Origin of the sequence: Bradyrhizobium ontarionense (assembly GCF_021088345.1) — a bacterium.
Lineage (GTDB): Bacteria > Pseudomonadota > Alphaproteobacteria > Rhizobiales > Xanthobacteraceae > Bradyrhizobium > Bradyrhizobium ontarionense.
Genome location: NZ_CP088156.1, coordinates 499,216 through 516,591, shown reverse-complemented (window position 1 = coordinate 516,591; position 17,376 = coordinate 499,216). Strand labels below are relative to the sequence as shown.

The 17,376-nt window shown below is 66.9% G+C and carries 19 protein-coding genes; 2 read left to right on the top strand and 17 right to left on the bottom strand.

Features of this window, described 5'->3' with window-relative positions:
* Positions 1-7: 7 nt before the first annotated feature.
* Positions 8-364 carry a carboxymuconolactone decarboxylase family protein gene (locus LQG66_RS02130; RefSeq protein ID WP_231322919.1) on the top strand — a complete coding sequence of 119 codons (357 nt, stop codon included), beginning with the start codon at positions 8-10 and terminating at the stop codon, positions 362-364.
* A 7-nt stretch (positions 365-371) separates the two neighbouring features.
* Here the strand turns inward: LQG66_RS02130 and LQG66_RS02125 are convergent, their stop codons facing one another.
* Genes LQG66_RS02125 through LQG66_RS02100 form a run of 6 tightly spaced genes read right to left on the bottom strand, consistent with a single transcriptional unit; the run spans position 372 to position 7,834 of the window.
* Positions 372-1,586: a M20 family metallopeptidase gene (locus LQG66_RS02125; RefSeq protein ID WP_231322916.1), complete on the bottom strand. Its 1,215-nt coding sequence runs from the start codon at positions 1,584-1,586 to the stop codon at positions 372-374.
* Positions 1,587-1,604: 18 nt separating this feature from the next.
* Positions 1,605-3,179, bottom strand: coding sequence for a nickel ABC transporter ATP-binding protein NikE (gene nikE, locus LQG66_RS02120; protein WP_231322914.1), 1,575 nt, complete (start codon positions 3,177-3,179; stop codon positions 1,605-1,607).
* Complete coding sequence (locus LQG66_RS02115; protein WP_231322912.1) at positions 3,176-4,006, bottom strand: ABC transporter permease; 831 nt, start codon at positions 4,004-4,006, stop codon at positions 3,176-3,178. Before LQG66_RS02115 ends, nikE begins: the two co-directional genes overlap by 4 nt.
* Positions 3,999-4,946, bottom strand: a complete 948-nt coding sequence (locus tag LQG66_RS02110; protein WP_231322910.1) for an ABC transporter permease — start codon at positions 4,944-4,946, stop codon at positions 3,999-4,001. The genes LQG66_RS02115 and LQG66_RS02110 overlap by 8 nt, the downstream gene beginning before the upstream one ends.
* Positions 4,947-4,961: 15 nt before the next feature.
* Positions 4,962-6,515, bottom strand: a complete 1,554-nt coding sequence (locus tag LQG66_RS02105; RefSeq protein ID WP_231322908.1) for an ABC transporter substrate-binding protein — start codon at positions 6,513-6,515, stop codon at positions 4,962-4,964.
* Complete coding sequence (locus LQG66_RS02100; RefSeq protein ID WP_231322906.1) at positions 6,515-7,834, bottom strand: M20 family metallopeptidase; 1,320 nt, start codon at positions 7,832-7,834, stop codon at positions 6,515-6,517. The genes LQG66_RS02105 and LQG66_RS02100 overlap by 1 nt, the downstream gene beginning before the upstream one ends.
* Positions 7,835-7,939: 105 nt before the next feature.
* Here LQG66_RS02100 and LQG66_RS02095 point away from each other — a divergent pair, with 105 nt between their 5' ends.
* On the top strand, positions 7,940-8,677 hold the full coding sequence (locus LQG66_RS02095; protein WP_231322903.1) for a GntR family transcriptional regulator: 738 nt from the start codon (positions 7,940-7,942) through the stop codon (positions 8,675-8,677).
* 9 nt (positions 8,678-8,686) lie between these two features.
* Here LQG66_RS02095 and dhaK read toward each other — a convergent pair whose 3' ends face one another.
* From dhaK to LQG66_RS02040, 11 genes are read right to left on the bottom strand one after another with little or no spacing between them, the layout of a single operon-like run.
* A complete protein-coding gene (dhaK, locus tag LQG66_RS02090; protein ID WP_231322901.1) occupies positions 8,687-9,676 on the bottom strand; it encodes a dihydroxyacetone kinase subunit DhaK in 990 nt (329 codons plus the stop codon).
* Positions 9,673-10,125, bottom strand: a complete 453-nt coding sequence (locus tag LQG66_RS02085; protein ID WP_231322899.1) for a hypothetical protein — start codon at positions 10,123-10,125, stop codon at positions 9,673-9,675. The genes dhaK and LQG66_RS02085 overlap by 4 nt, the downstream gene beginning before the upstream one ends.
* Positions 10,122-11,726, bottom strand: a complete 1,605-nt coding sequence (ptsP, locus tag LQG66_RS02080; RefSeq protein WP_231322897.1) for a phosphoenolpyruvate--protein phosphotransferase — start codon at positions 11,724-11,726, stop codon at positions 10,122-10,124. Before ptsP ends, LQG66_RS02085 begins: the two co-directional genes overlap by 4 nt.
* Positions 11,727-11,728: 2 nt before the next feature.
* Positions 11,729-12,031: an HPr family phosphocarrier protein gene (locus tag LQG66_RS02075; protein WP_231322895.1), complete on the bottom strand. Its 303-nt coding sequence runs from the start codon at positions 12,029-12,031 to the stop codon at positions 11,729-11,731.
* A gap of 24 nt (positions 12,032-12,055) precedes the next feature.
* Complete coding sequence (dhaM, locus tag LQG66_RS02070; protein WP_231322893.1) at positions 12,056-12,454, bottom strand: dihydroxyacetone kinase phosphoryl donor subunit DhaM; 399 nt, start codon at positions 12,452-12,454, stop codon at positions 12,056-12,058.
* 2 nt (positions 12,455-12,456) lie between these two features.
* Positions 12,457-13,062 (bottom strand): dihydroxyacetone kinase subunit DhaL, encoded by a 606-nt coding sequence (gene dhaL / locus LQG66_RS02065; RefSeq protein WP_231322890.1) that lies wholly within the window; start codon positions 13,060-13,062, stop codon positions 12,457-12,459.
* Positions 13,063-13,065: 3 nt separating this feature from the next.
* Positions 13,066-14,076, bottom strand: a complete 1,011-nt coding sequence (locus tag LQG66_RS02060) for an ABC transporter ATP-binding protein (RefSeq protein WP_231322888.1) — start codon at positions 14,074-14,076, stop codon at positions 13,066-13,068.
* The gene (locus LQG66_RS02055; RefSeq protein ID WP_231322886.1) at positions 14,069-15,178 is read right to left on the bottom strand and encodes an ABC transporter ATP-binding protein; all 1,110 of its coding nucleotides are present in this window, start codon (positions 15,176-15,178) and stop codon (positions 14,069-14,071) included. The genes LQG66_RS02060 and LQG66_RS02055 overlap by 8 nt, the downstream gene beginning before the upstream one ends.
* 4 nt (positions 15,179-15,182) lie before the next feature.
* Positions 15,183-15,401, bottom strand: coding sequence for a hypothetical protein (locus LQG66_RS02050; protein ID WP_231322884.1), 219 nt, complete (start codon positions 15,399-15,401; stop codon positions 15,183-15,185).
* Positions 15,398-16,351, bottom strand: a complete 954-nt coding sequence (locus LQG66_RS02045) for a carbohydrate ABC transporter permease (protein WP_231322882.1) — start codon at positions 16,349-16,351, stop codon at positions 15,398-15,400. The genes LQG66_RS02050 and LQG66_RS02045 overlap by 4 nt, the downstream gene beginning before the upstream one ends.
* The gene (locus tag LQG66_RS02040; RefSeq protein ID WP_231322880.1) at positions 16,348-17,310 is read right to left on the bottom strand and encodes a carbohydrate ABC transporter permease; all 963 of its coding nucleotides are present in this window, start codon (positions 17,308-17,310) and stop codon (positions 16,348-16,350) included. The genes LQG66_RS02045 and LQG66_RS02040 overlap by 4 nt, the downstream gene beginning before the upstream one ends.
* Between the last annotated feature and the right edge of the window lie 66 nt (positions 17,311-17,376).

The window sequence follows — 17,376 nt, the reverse complement described above, 5'->3', positions numbered from 1 at the left end:
GACACTCATGACAAAACTGTACAGCGAGATCTGCAAGGATCTGTCCGGCAACCTGAAGACCCTGCGCAAGGACATTCCCGACGTCATGCAGGGCTTCTCGGCGCTCGCGAAGGCTGCCTCCAGCGACGGTGCGCTCGACAAGAAGACCAAGGAGCTGATCGCGCTGGCGATCGGCGTCGCCGTCCGCTGCGACGGCTGCATCGGATTCCACGCCGAGGCACTCGTCCGTATGGGCGCGAGCCGCCAGGAGGTCGAGGAGACGCTCGGCATGGCCATCTACATGGGTGGCGGCCCGTCGCTGATGTATGCCGCCGATGCGATCGCGGCGTTCGAGCAGTTCCAGCAGCAGGCGGCGGCAGCCTGACGCGGGATCATCCGCAGATGTCGAGAATGGCCAGCATGTAGATGCGGATCATGTCGAGATAGTCGGGAATGTCCACGCGTTCGTCGGGCATCGTGTTGTAGCGGCCGCCGGGGCCACAAACGATGCCTTCCATGCCGCCATAGGCATAGAGATGGCCGGCATCGGTGCCATAGAAGCAACTCGGCGTCACCGGTCCGGTCTGCTGGAACTCGCCGCGCACGGCGCGATAGGCATCGTTGACCGCGCGCACGATCGGGCTGTCCGGCGCGACCTCGAACGGCGGCATGGTCGGCACGCCAGCCCGATCCTCCGACATCAGATCGGCCTTGAGGCCGGGGAAGCGCGCCTCCAGCGCATCGAGCTCGCGCCGCATGTCAGCCAGCGCGCCTTGCTCGGTCTGGCCGGGCGCATAGCGGCCGGAGCCCTTGATGCGCACGAAGTCGGCCACCTGCGGCGTCCGCCACTCGTGCAACTCGCGCCCGAGCGCTCCGTGGACGACGCCGACATGGACGCGGTTGATGGCCTCGTGCGCGGGCGAGCGCGCGCCGGAGAACCTCATCGCATTGAGGCGCGGGACGAGATCGCAGGCCGCCGTGATGGCATCGACCGCCTCCTCACGCTTGGACAGATGCCGCGTGTTGCCGACCAGCGCGATGATGAACATGAACGCAGCGGCGTGCATGGTCATCGCCTTCAGGTCGGTCGGCTCGGAGTTGATGAAATAATCAGCGCGCAGCCCCTGCTCGATCAGCGAATAGGTCCCAACCCCGCCCTGCAGCTCGCCGACCACATAGGTCAGGATGACGTCGCCCCTCAGCTTCACGCCGGCCTCGATCAGCGTCTTGACCGCGCAGAAATAGGCGGCATCGCCGGCCTTCATGTTGGAAACGCCGATGCCGTAGATGAACTTGTCGTCCACCTTGCCTTCCCACGGATCGACGGTCCAGCCTTCGGTCACCGGATTGGTGTCGACATGGCCGTTGAACAAGAGGCTCTTGCCGCCACCGCTGCCGTTCCAGCGGCCGACCGCGTTGACACGGCCCTCGTTGCCAAAGGGAGCGATCGAGGCATCCAGGCCGATCTCCCGCATCTGGTCGGCCATGAAGGTTGCGAGCTGCTTCTCGCCATCGGTCTTCGAATAGCTCTTGTGCTGCACCATCAGCGACAGCAGCGCGAGCGCCGCCGGGATGTCGATGCGGGCGAGCAGTTCGTTGCGATCCATGCGTTGCAATCCTTGCGGTCAGCCGACGGGCGCGGGCGACGCCGCCATCAATTCGCGTGTGTAGGGGTGAACGTCATCGGCCCCGAACGCGTCGACGGGACGGCTGTCGACCAATTGGCCATGGCGCATGACCACGATGCGATGCGCGATCTGCCGGATCAGGTTGAGGTCGTGGGTGATGAACAGATAGGCCGCGCCGGTCTCAGCGCGCAGCGCCAGCAAGAGCTCGATGATCTGGGCCTGCACCGACACGTCGAGTGGCGCCGTGATCTCGTCGCAGATTACGAGCCGCGGGCGTGCAGCAAAGGCGCGCGCGATCGCGACACGCTGCTTCTCTCCGCCGGAGAGCTGATGCGGCCAGCGCCTCGCATAGGACGCCGGCAGCCGGACCTGTTCGAGAAGGCGCGGCACAGACGCAACATCACCGCCGTAGAGCTTCAGCGGGCGCGACAGGATCTCGCCGACGCGATGGCGCGGGTTGAGCGAGGAATCCGGATGCTGGAACACGATCTGAACATCGCGGCGGTAGCCGGAATTCATGTCGCCTGCCCCGCGCAGCGTGCGGCCGTCGAAGCTGATGGCGCCGGAAAAGCGGGCGAGCCCGGTCAAGGCCCGCGCCACGGACGATTTGCCCGAACCGGATTCGCCGACAAGGCCCAAGATCTCGCCGGCACGAATGTCGAGGTCGATCGCCTGCGTCGCGGGCGGCGGCGCCGCGCGGAACAGACCGGCCCGGCCATAATGGACCTCGATGCCGCGGGCTTCCAGCACCGCGGCCTCGCCCGGCGTGTCGTGCACGAGCCGCCGCTCCGGACGCGGCACCGCGGCGATGAGCGACTTCGTGTAGTCGTGCCGCGGCCTGCGGAAGATCTCCGAGGCCTGGGCCTGCTCGACGACGCGGCCATACCGAATCACCGCGACGCGATCGGCGACGCGCGTCATCATCGCGAGGTCATGCGAGATGTAGAGTGCGGCCACGCCGGTCTCCGCGCGCAGGCGTGCGAACAGGTCGATGATGCGGGCGCCGGTGATGACGTCGAGCGCCGTCGTCGGCTCGTCGAACACGATGACGTCAGGGCGGCAGCCGAAGGCGGTGGCGACGATCACGCGCTGCTTCTCGCCACCCGAGATTTCATGCGGATAGCGTCGCAGCGCGGCGGCCGGATCGCGCAGCTCGACATGGCCGAGCAACTCGATCGCGAGATCCTTCGCGTCCCGCGCCTTCAGGTCAAGATGGCGCATCAGCGCCTCGGTGATCTGACGGCCGATGGTCAGTGTCGGATTCAGCGCGGTCGAGGGATCCTGAAACACCATGCCGATGCGGCGTCCGCGCACCCCGGTGAGCTGCCTTGGACTCAGGGCCTGCAGGTCGATATCGCCAAGCCTCAGCGATCCCGACACCTCGCGGGCGTTGGCCGGCAGATGCCGCATCAGCGCCCAGGCCAGCGAGCTCTTGCCCGAACCGGATTCACCGACGAGGCCAAGCACCTCGCCCGGCGCGATCTCGAGCGACACGTCGCGCAACACCTCGACGGCGCCGGCCAAGGTCACGTAGTCCAGCCCGAAATTGGTGATGGCCAGCGCCGGCTTCATCGGTCATCCCGCGGGTTGAGTGCATCGCGCAGGGCGTCACCGACGAGGTTGAAGGCGATGGCCGACAGCGCGATCGCGGCGGACGGCGCGATCAGGATCCACGGCGCGCGATGCATGTATTGGCGCGCATCCGCCACCATCAGCCCCCATTCCGAGGCCGGGGGCTGTGCACCGAGACCAAGGAAGCTCAGCGTCGCAAACAGCATCACCGCGAACGACACCCGGATCGTGGCTTCGATCACGATCGGCCCCATCACGTTGGGAAGCATCTCGCGGAAGATGATCTGCGACGCGCCCTCGCCGCGCGCGACCGCAGCCTTGACGTAGTCCTGGTTGCGCACCCCGAGCGCCACCGAGCGCGTCACCCGCGCCATCCCTGGTGCGAATGCAATGGCGATCGCGACGACCGCATTACTCGCGCCGTTGCCGAGCGTGCTGACCAGCAGCAGCGCCATGAGAAGACCGGGGATGGCCATCACCGCGTCGTTGGTGCGCATGATGAACTCGTCGGCCTTGCCGCCGAGATACGCCGATGCGACGCCGATCACGGCGCCCATGGCACTCCCAGCCAAAGTAGCGGCGAGCGCCATCGGGACGGTCGCGCGCGCGCCGGACAGCAGGCGGCTCAGCACGTCGCGGCCGAACTGGTCGGCGCCGAGCCAGTTCTGCCATCCCGGCGCGCGGAAGCGGCCGAGAAAATCCATCTTCTCCGGACCATACGGCGCGAGCCAAGGACCGAAGATGCAGATGACGGCAAGGGCAACGAGCAGCGCCACGCTGATCGCGCCCTGCGGCTTGCGGACCATCCTGCCGAGCAGCTCAGTCATAGCGGATCCGTCGGTCGAGCAGCGCGTAGACGACGTCGGCGAGCGTGTTGGTGATCGCGTAGGTGACCGCCATGATCATCGCGCCGGCCTGGATCGACGGCAGATCGCGGGTGGTGATGGCGATCATCAACGCACGGCCGATGCCGGGAATGGCGAAGATCTCCTCGATGACGATGATGCCGCCGAGCAGATAGCCGACGTCGAGCGCAACGATGGTGATGACGGGCAGCAGCGCATTGCGCATCACGTGCCGGACCAACACCGTCCGCTCCGGCAGGCCCTTCAATCGCGCCGCACGGACATAGTCGGATTGCAGCACGTCCAGCGTCTCCGAGCGCATCATGCGCATGACATGCGCGACGAGGATGACCGAGACCGTCAGGACCGGCAGGACCAGATGGCGCAGCGCCAGCCCGGAATCCTCCAGCGGCGATACGTAGCCGGTGGCGGGCAGCCATGGCAGGATGTCGGTGAGCAACAGCGCCAGCACGGTTGCGGTGACGAATTCCGGCAGGGAGACCCCGAGATACGCGACCACGCTGGTCGCCGTATCCGTCGGCCGGCCCTGGCGCAGTGCCGCGAAGATTCCGAGCGGGACCGCGATCAGAAGCGTCACGACGAGCGCGCCAGCTGCGAGCAGCAGCGAGCGCGACAGCGCCGTCAGCATCTCTGGCGCGACCGCCAGGCCGGTGCGCATGGAGACGCCGAAATTGCCGGTGGCCGCGCGCGCGACCCAATGCGCGAGTTGCAGCCAGACCGGATCATTCAGCCCGAGCCTGGCGCGGACGGCGGCCAGCGCCTCCGGCGAGGCATTCTCGCCGAGCAAGGTCTGCGCGGCATCAGCCGGCAGCGCCTGCGTGATGGCAAACACCAGCACGCAGACGATGACGACGGTGTAGACCATCAGGAGCAGCCGCCGCAGCAGCCAGGCAAACGACACCGATCGGACCCTGCGTCAGGCGCGCTTGGGCGCGCCGGTGCCGAGCGAGGCGAGATCGAGCCGGAACACCGACCCGCGCGGATGCAGGCTGTAGCCTTCGACATAGGCGCGCTGCGCCGCCAGGATGTCGAAGAACACCGGGATCACAGACGGCACCTCCTCGTTCATCATGGTCTGGGCCCGCGCATAGAGCGCAGCGCGGTTGGCGTCATCGGTCTCGCTGCGGGCAGCATTGACGATCTCGTCGAACCGCGGGTTGTTCCAGCGCGTCTCGTTCCAGGCGGCATCCGAGGTGTAGAGCAGCTTGAAGATCGCATCCGCCGTCGGCTGCATGTTGTAGAAGCCGACGTAGAAATTGCCCTTCTTCCAGACCTGGTCGAGATAGGTCGCGTGCGGCATCGTCTGCACATTGATGCGGAAGCCCGCGGGCGCGGCCATCTCGCGGATCGCGACGCCGAGCTGCGTGCGCGTCTCCGGCTTGTCGGAGGCCACCAAGGTCAGGTCGATCCCGGACGGATATCCCGCCTCGGCGAGCAGCTGCTTGGCTTTGGCGATGTCCGGCTTCTTCAGCACGTTGTCCTTGTAGAAGCGATAGGCCGGGCTGAGCGGGGTATCGTTGCCGGGCGTGCCGTAGCCGCCGGCAACGAAGCCGGCCATGGCCTCGCGATCGATGGTCAGCGCCAGCGCCTGGCGCACGCGGACGTCGTTGAACGGCTTCTGATCGCAGCCCATGTTGACGTTGAGGAACTGGCCGGACGGCGTCCGCAGCGCCTTGACGCCGCTGGCCTTGCCGAGCCGCTCATATTCGCCGGGCGTGGTCGACAGCATCAGGTCGATGTCGCCCGAGATCAGGGCGGATGCCTCCGCGGTCCGATCGGGATAGACGAGGATCTCGACGCGATCGAGATAGGGCCGTGCCGGATCGTAATAGGCCGGGTTGCGCTCGACCACGATCTTGCGATCCGGCTCGTAGGACACGAGCTTGAATGGCCCTGAGCCATTCGCCTTGGTGGCAAGGCTGCCGAGATCGGCGGCGATGACCTTCGCCGGGATGATGCGCGCATTGGTATAGGCGAGCGCGACCGGGAAGTCGGCGAAGGCGACCGACAGCGTGAACTTCACGGTGGAGGCATCGACAGCCGTGACGTCCTTGATCGGTCCGACATTGGTGCGCGCGGGAGAGGCCGTCTTCGGATCGAGGATGGCCTTGAACGTCGCGACGATGTCTTCCGCCGTCAGCGGCGAGCCGTCATGGAAGCTGACGTTCGGCCGCAGCTTGAAGATCCACTCGCTCAGGCCGGCGGCCGATGGCTCCCACGACAGCGCGAGGTCCGGCTCGACCGTCATGTCCGGCTTCAGCCGGGTCAGGTTGGAGTAGAGCAGCTCGGTCACGAGGTATTCGGGGTTCACGCGCGCGAGCAGCGGATGAATGACGGCCGCGCCCTGGTCGACGGAGATCCGCAACACGCCGCCGCGCTTGGGAGCCTCGGTGGCACGAGAGACATAAGGCATTGCGCCAAGCGCGAGCGCGGAGCCGGCAAGGAAATGGCGACGGGTGACGGACAGCATCAGGCGAGGTCCTTCTTGAGCGTCATTGCTTCGGGAGAGAGTTCGGGACGGAACTCGGCTGAAAGATACGCGAGCACCGATTTCGCCAATGCGACGATGTCGGCGAGCGTGGTCGATTCATCGGGCGCATGGATGCGGCTGTCGGGCTTGCCAAGGCCGGTGAGCAGCACCTCCTGCAGGCCCGTGGCCTGCTGCACCCAACCGAAATCGGAACAGCCGGAGGCGCCCCATCGCGCGAATTCCTCGGGCGCATAGCCGAAGCCGGCCGACAGCGCCGTCTGCCAGCGCGACCAATGCGGCCCGCCGGGATCGGCAGTCGGCGCCAGATGGCCGGTGAGGATGATGTCGACGTCGAGAGCGCCAGCCGCCTGCGCGATCGCTGATTCGATCTCGCGGCGCGCGGCGGCAAAATCCTCCTCCGGCGCGTAGCGGCGGCACAGCAGGATCTCGACATCAGACGGAATCTGTCCGCCGCATTGGCCACCATAAATGGCGGAGATATCGAGACTCGCGGCGAGCGGCCCGGCCGCCTGCGGCGGTGGCGGCAGCGCCGATGTCCGTTGCGCGATGACCGGCTTCAGGGCGGAAAGCGCATTGAGGATCGGCAGCGCCGCCTCGATCGCATTGGCGCCGGCACTGCGCTGCTCGCCGGCATGGGCCGCCTTGCCGTGAACGCTCAAAGTCAGCGTGAACAGGCCGAAGCAGCCGGCCCAGATGCGCGGCATGGCGCTGCCGTTGAAATTGAGGACATGCCCTTCGAGCCGGCCTTGCTCGGCGAGATAGCGCACGCCGGGATAGAGCCCCGCCTCCTCGTCCGTGCACAACAGCAGCATCGGATCGTAAGCGAGAGGCACGCCGGTCGCCTGCGCGGCGCGCAGCGCCAGCAGCGCCGCCGCAATCGAGCCCTTCATGTCGGCCGCACCAAGCCCGATCAAACAATCACCGTCGCGCGTCAACTGCAGCGGATCGGTCGTCCAGCCGGGCGCAGCCGGCACCGTATCGACGTGGAAATACAGCCCGAGCACGGGCCTGCCTGAGCGACGCCGCGCAATCAGGTTGGTGCGCTGTCCCCACGCGCCCGGCGCGCGCCACAGCTCCTCGGGGACGACCACGCGCTCACAGTCCAGCGCCAGTGGCGCGGCGAACTGCTCCATCAGATAGGCAAAGGCATCGTAGCCGGCGCCCGGCGGAAAGCTGGTGTCAACCGCCACCATCTTCTGCAGGTCGTCGACGGCGGTCTCGGACAGCCGCTCTATCGCAGTGAAGGCGTGGGCCAAGCTGGCCCCGCCCCGACCTGCCGAGATGTCCAGAGATTCCATTTGCCGTCAGCTCAATCCTATATTCTATATAGAAATAGAATTCACAGCGTAGCGTTTGTCAATTCCATGAAACAGGCAGGCGTGGCCAGCAAAGCGGCAGACGGGATGGGTGCCGGTCCGGGCGGCCTGCCCGTGCCGCTCTACGAGCATGTCAAACGGCAGATCGCGGAGGCGATCCTGATCGGTGACATGCCGCCGGGCACGGTGCTGCCCGGCGAGGTCGCGCTCGCCAATCAATACGGCGTCGCCGTCGGCACCATCCGCCGCGCGCTGGCCGACCTCACCGCCGGCGGCATGCTGATGCGCCGGCGCAAGACCGGCACGGTCGTCACGGGACGTGCCTCGCAGAACGGCCTGCAGTTCTTCTTCCAGTATTTCCGCCTGCTCGGCGCGGACGGCAGCCTCCTGCACTCGGACGCCGAGGTGCTGTCGGTGGCGACGCGATCCGCCGACAGGGCCGAGGCCGCGCTGTTCGCCGTGGCCGATGGCGAGCCGCTGCTGCATCTTCATCGGATCCGCCGCGTGGCCGGCGCACCGGTGCTGCATTCGCGCATTTCGCTGGTCGCGAGCCGCGTGCCCGGATTTCCGCGCGAGACGAAGAAGGTCCCGGCCCTGATCTATCGGCACCTGCTCGAAGCCCACGGCATCCGGATCGCGGCCGTCCGCGAGAAGGTCACGGCCGAAGTCGCCACCAAGGAGGATCGCAAGCTGCTCGGCCTGCCCGCCCCCGGCGCCGTGCTCGTGATCGATGAGGAAGCCTACGACCAGACCGGCGCGCTCGCGATCCTCAGCCAGCACCGCGCGACGACCGCGCATCACTACTACTCGAACGAGATCCGCTGAGCAGACCGTTCAGCAGCCCCAGCGCAGCGCCGCCGTGTGCACCGGCGCGTCCCACAGCGACAGTGTGGCGTCGTCGAGCGCGGTGACCGTGAGCGAGCAGCCGGCCATGTCGAGCGAGGTGACGTAGGAGCCGACCAGCCCGCGCGCGATGGCAAGCCCGCGCCCCTCCAGGATGCGCCGCGCCGCATTGGCCATCAAATAGAGCTCCATCGCCGGCGTGGCGCCGAAGCCGTTGACCAGCAGCAGGCATGGCGTGCCGGGCTTGGCTGCGAGATCGGCCAGGATTGCGCCCATCATCTCCTCGGCGATCGCGTCCGCCGAGGCCAGCTTGACCCGGTGCCGGCCGGGCTCGCCATGGATGCCGACGCCCATCTCCATCTCGTCCTCGCCGAGCGCGAAGGTCGGCTTGCCCGCCGCCGGGACGGTGCAGGAGGTCAACGCCACGCCCATCGACCGGGTGCGCTTGTTGACGTCGTCGCCGAGCGCCTTGAGCGCGGCGAGATCACGGCCCTGCTCGGCCGCGGCGCCCAGCATCTTCTCCACCACGAGCGTGCCGGCGACGCCGCGACGGCCGGTCGAATAGGTCGAGGTCTCGACCGCGACATCGTCGTCGGTGATGACGGTCGCGACCTTCGTCTCCATCATCTCCGCGGCCATCGCGAAGTTCATCACGTCGCCTTCGTAGTTCTTGATGATGAACAGCGAACCGGCGCCGGTGTCCACCGCCTGCGCCGCAGCCAGCATCTGGTCGGGGGTCGGCGAGGTGAACACCTGGCCCGGACAGGCCGCGTCGAGCATGCCCTGGCCGACGAAGCCCGCATGCAGCGGCTCATGGCCGGAGCCGCCGCCGGAGATCAGCGCGACCTTGCCTTGCTTGAGACTCTTGCGGCGGACGAACTTGTTCTCCTCGCCGAGCGTGACGATATCGCCATGCACGGCGGCAAAGCCCTGCAGGCTCTCGGTCAGCACGTCGGAAACGGCATTGATCAGCTTCTTCATGGCTTCCCTCCCGGTTCGGCATCGTCCTGGTTTTCATTGGCGGAGATCAGCGCGGTGATGCCGCGCGCGACGCCGGTGATGATGCGGTCGGCATGGGCGTTGAGCGCGGCATCGCCAAAATCCGGCAGCTCGACGACGAGACGCCGCATCGGCCGCTGCGTCTCGGCCTCCTCGAGCCGGCCGGGATGCGCGGCGCGATAGGCCGCGAGAAACGCCTGCTGCTCATGCGGCGAGAAGTGGCAGATGTGGAAAATGGTGTCGAGATGCTGCAGCGGGATCGGCGTCGCATAGGCGGGATTGACGATCTGCGAGATGAAGCTGCGGTTCTTGCCGATCGCTTCCGCCAGCCGCTGCCGCGTGCCCGAGGGGCGGCTGTCGATCACCGCGCGCAGGATCGCCTTGTATTCGGCGAGCGGACTCGCGGCCTCGAATGGCTCCTGCTCGCTCATGCGCCCTCTGCAAGCTTTGCAAGATCGATCTCGCGGACCGCAGCCTTCACCAGCGGCAACAAGCCCGGTGAGACCGACAGCGCCCGCACGCCGGCCGCGAGCAACGCTGGAATGGCCCTGACGTCACCGGCGGCGTCGCCGCAGACCGAGACTTCGACGCTCCTCGCACGGCCGGCGCGCACCACATGAGCGATCATCGCCAGCACGCCGGGATGCAGCACGTCGGCGTAGTCGGCGACCTCGGCGCCGTCGCGCGAGGCGGCGGTGGCATATTGGGTGAGATCATTGGTGCCGATCGAGAAGAAGTCGGCAGCGAAATCCTGCGCAGCGAGTGCCGCAGCCGGCACCTCGACCATCATGCCGAAGGCCGGCTCGGCAAAGGCGACATGGCTATCGGCGAGCTCAGCGAGCACGTCGCGCAGATGCCCGCGCGCGGCGTCCAACTCGGCGGCATTGGTCACCATCGGCAACATCACCTTGAGCGGCCCAAGCACCGCGGCGCGGGCAAGCGCCCGTAGCTGGACGCGGAAGATCTCGGGATGGCGCAGCGACAGGCGGAGGCCGCGCAGGCCGAGAAACGGATTGCTCTCGCCGTCGATGGTGTAGCCCGGGATCGGCTTGTCGCCGCCGGCATCGAGCGTGCGGATCGTGACCGGACGGCCGTCGGCCCAGCGCATCAGCTCGGCATAGGCGCGATACTGCGCCTCCTCGTCGTGAAGCACGTTGGCAGTGAGGAATTCCGTGCGCGCCAGCCCGACGCCGTCGCAGGCTGCGGCCGGCAGCACCGTCATATCGGCCGGACCGGAGATGTTGACGAGGACGGCAACGGCCGTGCCGTCGCGCGTCAGCGCCGGCTCGTGCTGGCGCGCCACCGCGCCGGCCTTGCGGCGCGTGAGCGCCTCGCCCTCCGTCTGCGCATCGGCGATCTGCCTCACGCCGGGATCAACGATGACAAAGCCGCGGCCTCCATCCACAAGCAATGTGCCGTCGAGACTCTCCCAATCCTGACCGAGCCCGACCACCATCGGCACGCCGCGGCCGCGCGCCAGCATCGCGACGTGGCTGGTCGGGCTGCCCTCGCCGAGCGCGATGCCGCCACCCTTCGACCAGTCGATGCCGAGGAAGGCCGACGGCACGAGGTCGCGCGCGACCACGATCGCGCCGTCCGGCAGTTGGCCGTCGTCAGCGAGGCCGAACAGATGCCGCAGCACGCGATCCCTGATGTCGGTGAGATCGCTGGCGCGAGCGCGGAAATATTCGTCGTCGGCCGCCTCGTAGCCCGCGATTTCCTCGGCCATTGCCGCGCGCCAGGCGGCATCAGCCGCGACACCAGCCTCGATCTGCGCATACGCCGTTTCCGTCAACGCGTCGTCTTCGAGCAGCGCGAGCTGAAAGCCGATCAGCTCGGCGGCATCGCCGGCGAGCCGGCCAATCAGTTCAGCAACGGCCTCGCGTGCGCGCACAACCGCCGCGGCCAGAGCCGCATGCTCCTCCGCGATGGAGCCCTTCGGCCTGCTGGCGCCATCGAGCGCACGCAGCATCGCCGACGGCCCGATCGCCAGCCCGTCCGACGCCGCACGGCCGGAGATGCGCCGCTCCATCGTCACTCCTCGTCGAACTTGCGGTTGACCAGCCCGACCAGCGCGCCGACGGCGGCCTCCGCATCCGTGCCGTTCGCCCGCATATACAGCGTCTCGCCCTTGGCCGCCTTGACGCGCATGATCTTCACCGGGCTCTTGGCGTCGGTCCACGGCCCGTCGGCCGCAATCGCGACTTCGACGGTCGACGCAAAGCGCTTGGCGAGCTGGGTGAGCTTGACCGAGGGGCGCGCATGCAGCCCGACCTCGTTGATCAACAGCGCATGCGCCTTCACTTCCTGCATGCCGATCTCTCCACCGTCAGCCATTGTCGTTCCCGCTGCAATTCCCGCTCATCCGCCCATCAGCTCTTCAGCGGTCGCGCGCACGGCATCGAGCGGCGACCCGCCCGAGGCCTCCGTCGCCGCCATGACCGCGCCCTCGACCAGCGGCGCATTGCAGATCACGATGCGGTCGCGCCGCGTCTCCGGCATCATCTCGATCGCCATCTCGCTGTTGGTCTCGGCGCCGCCGAGATCGACCAGGATGGCGACACCAGATTCCGACCAGGCCTTGTCGATTGCGCCCATGATGGCGCCGACGTCGGTGCCGAGCCCGCCATCGGCATTGCCGCCGACCGCGGCGAGCGGCACGCTGTCGCCGACCATCTGCCTGACCATGTCGGCCGCGCCTTCCGCCACCTTGGCGGAATGCGACACGATGACGATGCCGACATTCTTCTGCTCACTCATGATCAGGCCTCATTGAATACGCTGCAGATCGCCTGCACCAGCAGACTGGACGAGCGCGCGCCGGGATCCATGTGCCCGATCGAACGCTCGCCGAGAAACGAGGCGCGGCCGCGGATCGCCTTCATCGGCACGGTGGCATCGGCCGCTTCAGCGGCGACGGCAGGCAACCGAGTTGCAAGATCTTCACCGCCAGCGGCAAAAGCGACCTGCACCGGGATCAGCACGTCGAGCATGGTCTTCTGACCGGCCTCGGATTTGCCGCGCGCCTTGACGTCCGCGATGGCGCGGTCGAGCGCGGCCGCGGCGTCAGCGACCGATGGCTCCGGCGGCAGCGCCTTGCCGAGGCCCATCGCGAGCGTGCCGTAGAGCGGACCGGAGGCGCCGCCGACCTTCATCACCAGCGTCATGCCGATCGCCTTCAACGCATCCGGCAACGGCTTGGCCGTGATGTTGTCGGCATCGGCGAGCACGGCTTCGAAGCCGCGCTTCATGTTGAGACCATGGTCGCCATCGCCGATTGCGGAATCCAGCGCCGTCAACTCCTCGGCATGGGCGATGATGGCATCGGCCATCGCCATGATCAGTCTGCGCTTGAAGTCCTGGTCCATGCCTCATCTCACCCGCTGGCCAACCCGGTCGAACAGCAGCGGCCGGGTGAACTCGATAGCGACGGCGTCGCCGACTTTCAATTCCGTATCCGGCTCGACCAGGCTGACGATCTTCTGGTCCCGTAACGTGATATGCAGATGATTCTGGTCGCCGAGATGCTCGATCCACTTCACCCGCGCATCCGCACCGTTGCCCGCGCGGCGGACCGTCATGTGCTCGGTGCGCGCGCCGATCGTCGTGACGTCGCCGGGAACAGCGAGATCCGGAAACAACCCGCGCGGCAACAGATTGATGCCGGGGCTGCCGAGCCGGGTCGCGACATAGGTGTTGGCCGGATCCTCGTAGATCTCGCGCGGACTGCCGACCTGCACCAGCCGGCCCTGGTCGATGACGCCGATGCGGTTGGCCAGGGTCATCGCCTCGATCTGGTCGTGGGTGACGTAGAGCATGGTGGCGCCGAGATCCTGCTGGATGCGCTTGAGCTCGATGCGCAGCTCGGCACGCAGCTTGGCATCCAGTGATGAGAGCGGCTCGTCGAGCAGCGCGATCGCGGGCCTGCGCACCAGCGCGCGGCCGATGGCGACGCGCTGCATCTGGCCGCCCGAGAGCTGGGTGGCGCGGTTGCCGAGCTTGTCCTCGATCCGCAGCATCGCCGCGATCTCGGCGACGATGCGCTTGATCTCGGGCTCCGGCGTCCTGCGCACCGGCGAGCGCAGCGGGAAAGCGAGATTGTCGTACACCGACAGATGCGGATAGAGCGAATATTGCTGGAACACGAAGGTGACGTCGCGCGCCGCCGGCGTCGCGCGGGTCTGGTCGACGCCGCCGATCGTGACGGTGCCGTTGTCGGGCACCTCGAGACCTGCGACCAAGCGTAACGTCGTGGTCTTGCCGGCGCCGGTCGGCCCGAGCAGCACCACGAGCTCGCCGTCGCGGATGGTCAGCGAGAGATCCTGCACCGCGGGCTTGGTGCCGAAGGATTTGCTGACGGCGTTGAGGCGCGTCTCAGCCATGGCGGCGTCCCCTCACCGGCTGCTCGTAAAGTGCCGTACGGATCGCACGCCCCGTGGTGCCGTCGAACAGCGACAGCCGGTCGGCGCGAAACGTGATGCCGACGGGTTCGGCCCGCTGTACGCGCTGAGTGGCGGGAGCGCGCGCCTTCACCATGCCGTGCGCCGTCGTGATGGTGATGATCTGGGTGGTGCCGAGATATTCGGCGCCGAACACCTCACCGCGCAGGCCACCCTGATCCGTCAGCGTCACCTGCTCCGGCCGGACCCCGAGCACCAGCTCGCTCGTCTCGGCATCCTCGCGCAGCTCGGGCACGCCGATCTCCGCACCGTCGATGCGGACACTGTTGGCTCCGGCTGCGAGCCTGTCCTCGAAGCGGATGAAGTTCATGGCCGGCGAGCCGATGAAGTCGGCAACAAACATCGTGGCGGGACGGTCATAGATCTCCTGCGGGGTCCCGAGCTGCTCGACCACACCGCGATTCATCACCGCGATCTTGTCGGCCATCGACATCGCTTCGAGCTGATCATGGGTGACGAACACGGTGGTGGCCCTGAGGCGATCGTGCAGCGCGCGCAGCTCGCCGCACATGATATGGCGGAACTCGGCGTCGAGCGCGCCGAGCGGCTCATCCATCAGAAACGCCTTGGGCTCGCGCACGATGGCGCGGCCGAGCGCCACGCGCTGGCGATCGCCGCTCGACAGGCCGCTGACCGGCCGATCGATCAAATGATCGATACGCAGGATGCGCGCGGCCTCCTCGACACGCCGCTTGATCTCAGGTTTCGGCACGCCCATCGAGACCAGCGGAAAGGCGATGTTCCTGCGGACGTTCATGTGCGGATAGAGTGCGAACAGCTGGAACACCATGGCGATGTCGCGCTCGCGGGCGCGGCGAAAGGTGACATCCTCGCCTCCCAAGCTGATCGTGCCCGACGTCGGCAGCTCGAGCCCGGCAATCATGCGCAAGGTCGTGGTCTTGCCGCAGCCGGATGGACCGAGCAGGCAGAAGAACTCGCCATCGGCGATGGTGAAGCTGGTACCGCGCACCGCAGCGAAGCCGCCGAACTGCTTGAACAGGTTTTCGATCCGGATCTCGGCCATGGCGTCAGTCCGGAAACTTGGAAACGATGGTGAACATCACGACGCCGGCGAGCGTGGTGACGAACGAATACGTGTAGAGCACCAGCGCAAACGGCTGCAGCAGCATCAGCACGCCCGCCGCAATCAGGATCGTCGCCAGCGTCTCCATCGGGCCACGCCGCAGCGCCCGCGGCCAGCGCGTGGTGGCGACGTCGGCAGGGATGTTTTGAGGAGATCCGCTCATTTGCGCACCGCTCCGAAGGTGATGCCGCGCAACAGATGCTTCCGCAGCAGCACGGTGAACACGACGATCGGGATCAGGAACAGCGTGGTGCCCGCCGCGACCGCCGGCCAGTCCTGGCCGCCCTCGCCGATGATGATCGGAATGAAGGGCGGCGCGGTCTGCGCCGTGCCCGACGTCAGAAGCACCGCGAAGGCATATTCGTTCCAGGCGAAGATCAGGCAGAAGATCGCGGTGGCGACGATGCCGGTGGTGGCCTGCGGCAGCACCACCTTGAAGAAGGCCTGCAGCCGCGTATAGCCGTCGACCATCGCCGCGTCCTCGTATTCGCGCGGGATCTCGTCCATGAAGCCCTTGAGCAGCCAGACCGCGAGCGAGATGTTGACGGACGTGTAGAGCAGGATCATGCCGAGCCGGGTGTCGGACAGGCCGAGCTCGCGATACATCAGGTAGATCGGGATAGCGACCGCGATCGGCGGCATCATCCGCGTCGACAGGATGAAGAACATGAGATCGTCCTTCAACGGCACCTTGAAGCGCGAGAACGCGTAGGCCGCGAGCGTGCCGAGCACGACCGACAGCGCGGTCGAACCGAACGCAATCACCAGCGAGTTGATGTAGCGCGGGATGTAGTTCGACGGGCCCGCGACCACCATGTTGCGGCCGCGCGAGACGCGGTCGCACAGGCTGGCGGCCGGCGGCAGCTTGGCCATGTACTCCGGCGTCTGCCGCGTCCGCGTCGTGAACAGGTTGCAATAGCCCTCCGGGGTCGGCTCGGCGACGAGCTTGGGCGGATAGGCGATCGCATCCGACGGCGACTTGAATCCCGTCATGAAGATCCAGAGCAGCGGCACCAGGGTGATCAACGCATAGCCGATCACGACGGTCGCAGCGATGCGCTTCGTAAGCGGCGACGGATCGACCACGGAATGGGCGGTTGCGAGACCGGTCATCGGCTTTTCACCCGGTTGAGCGCCTTGACGTAGATATTGGCGAGACCGAACACGGTGACGAACAGGATGATGGCGAAGGCTGAGGAATAGCCCGTCCGCCATTTCTCGAAGGCCTCGCGCTTCAAGGTGATCGAGGCCACCTCGGTGGTCGAGCCCGGTCCGCCGCCGGTCAGGAGGTTGACCATGTCGAACATCTTGAAGTTCTCGATGCCGCGGAACAGCACCGCAAGCATGATAAAGGGCAGCGCCATCGGCAGGGTGATCGACCAGAACTGCCGCCACGGCGAGGCACGATCGACCTCGGCCGCCTCGTAGATGTAGTCGGGAATCGAGCGCAAACCTGCAAGGCAGATCAGCATCACATAGGGCGTCCACATCCAGGTGTCGACGATGACGATGGCCCAGGGCGCGAGCTGCACCTGCGCCAGCATCTGGAACGAGGACGCCGGCGCACCGGTCACGGCGGCAATGACGTAGTTGAACAGCCCGATCTGCGGCTGATAGAGGAAGGTCCAGAAATTTCCGACCACCGCCGGCGACAGCATCATCGGCAGCAGGATCAGGGTGGTCCACAGACCATGGCTGCGGAATTTCTTGTCGATCAGCCAGGCCAGGGTAAAGCCGAGCACGGTCTGGATCAGGATGGACCAGAACACGAAGCGCGCGGTCACCGTCATCGCCGCCCACACATCCGGGTCGGTCAGGATCGACTGGTAGTTGGCGAGCCCGACATCGAGCATTGTCGCATTCGGCCGGTTGGCGCGGTAGTTGGTGAAGGACAGCCGGATGGTCCAGATCAGCGGGAAGATGTTGATCGCGAGCAGCAGCAGCATGGTCGGGGTGATGAACAGCCAGGCGATGGCGCGCTCGGACAGCCCGCGCATGCGCCGCGCGACGACGGGCGGCGTCACCAGTGCGGCACGGTCGACAAGGCCGCTCAATCCGGTTTGGTCGGTCATGCGAGGGACTGCTTCACTGGGGCTGCTTCTGGCTTGCGTCTGGGTCAGGTCTCGTCCACCGGCAGG

Excerpts from the sequence above, each read along its gene's own strand:
- LQG66_RS02085 (WP_231322899.1), bottom strand. The coding sequence starts at position 10,125 with ATGAGCGAGCAGGAGCCATTCGAGGCCGCGAGTCCGCTCGCCGAATAC.
- dhaL (WP_231322890.1), bottom strand. The coding sequence starts at position 13,062 with ATGGACCAGGACTTCAAGCGCAGACTGATCATGGCGATGGCCGATGCC.
- LQG66_RS02060 (WP_231322888.1), bottom strand. The coding sequence starts at position 14,076 with ATGGCTGAGACGCGCCTCAACGCCGTCAGCAAATCCTTCGGCACCAAG.
- LQG66_RS02055 (WP_231322886.1), bottom strand. The coding sequence starts at position 15,178 with ATGGCCGAGATCCGGATCGAAAACCTGTTCAAGCAGTTCGGCGGCTTC.
- LQG66_RS02105 (WP_231322908.1), bottom strand. The coding sequence starts at position 6,515 with ATGCTGTCCGTCACCCGTCGCCATTTCCTTGCCGGCTCCGCGCTCGCG.
- LQG66_RS02100 (WP_231322906.1), bottom strand. The coding sequence starts at position 7,834 with ATGGAATCTCTGGACATCTCGGCAGGTCGGGGCGGGGCCAGCTTGGCC.
- LQG66_RS02115 (WP_231322912.1), bottom strand. The coding sequence starts at position 4,006 with ATGACTGAGCTGCTCGGCAGGATGGTCCGCAAGCCGCAGGGCGCGATC.
- LQG66_RS02040 (WP_231322880.1), bottom strand. The coding sequence starts at position 17,310 with ATGACCGACCAAACCGGATTGAGCGGCCTTGTCGACCGTGCCGCACTG.
- LQG66_RS02125 (WP_231322916.1), bottom strand. The coding sequence starts at position 1,586 with ATGGATCGCAACGAACTGCTCGCCCGCATCGACATCCCGGCGGCGCTC.
- dhaK (WP_231322901.1), bottom strand. The coding sequence starts at position 9,676 with ATGAAGAAGCTGATCAATGCCGTTTCCGACGTGCTGACCGAGAGCCTG.
- LQG66_RS02130 (WP_231322919.1), top strand. The coding sequence starts at position 8 with ATGACAAAACTGTACAGCGAGATCTGCAAGGATCTGTCCGGCAACCTG.
- nikE (WP_231322914.1), bottom strand. The coding sequence starts at position 3,179 with ATGAAGCCGGCGCTGGCCATCACCAATTTCGGGCTGGACTACGTGACC.
- LQG66_RS02045 (WP_231322882.1), bottom strand. The coding sequence starts at position 16,351 with ATGACCGGTCTCGCAACCGCCCATTCCGTGGTCGATCCGTCGCCGCTT.
- dhaM (WP_231322893.1), bottom strand. The coding sequence starts at position 12,454 with ATGAGTGAGCAGAAGAATGTCGGCATCGTCATCGTGTCGCATTCCGCC.
- LQG66_RS02075 (WP_231322895.1), bottom strand. The coding sequence starts at position 12,031 with ATGGCTGACGGTGGAGAGATCGGCATGCAGGAAGTGAAGGCGCATGCG.
- ptsP (WP_231322897.1), bottom strand. The coding sequence starts at position 11,726 with ATGGAGCGGCGCATCTCCGGCCGTGCGGCGTCGGACGGGCTGGCGATC.
- LQG66_RS02095 (WP_231322903.1), top strand. The coding sequence starts at position 7,940 with ATGGGTGCCGGTCCGGGCGGCCTGCCCGTGCCGCTCTACGAGCATGTC.
- LQG66_RS02050 (WP_231322884.1), bottom strand. The coding sequence starts at position 15,401 with ATGAGCGGATCTCCTCAAAACATCCCTGCCGACGTCGCCACCACGCGC.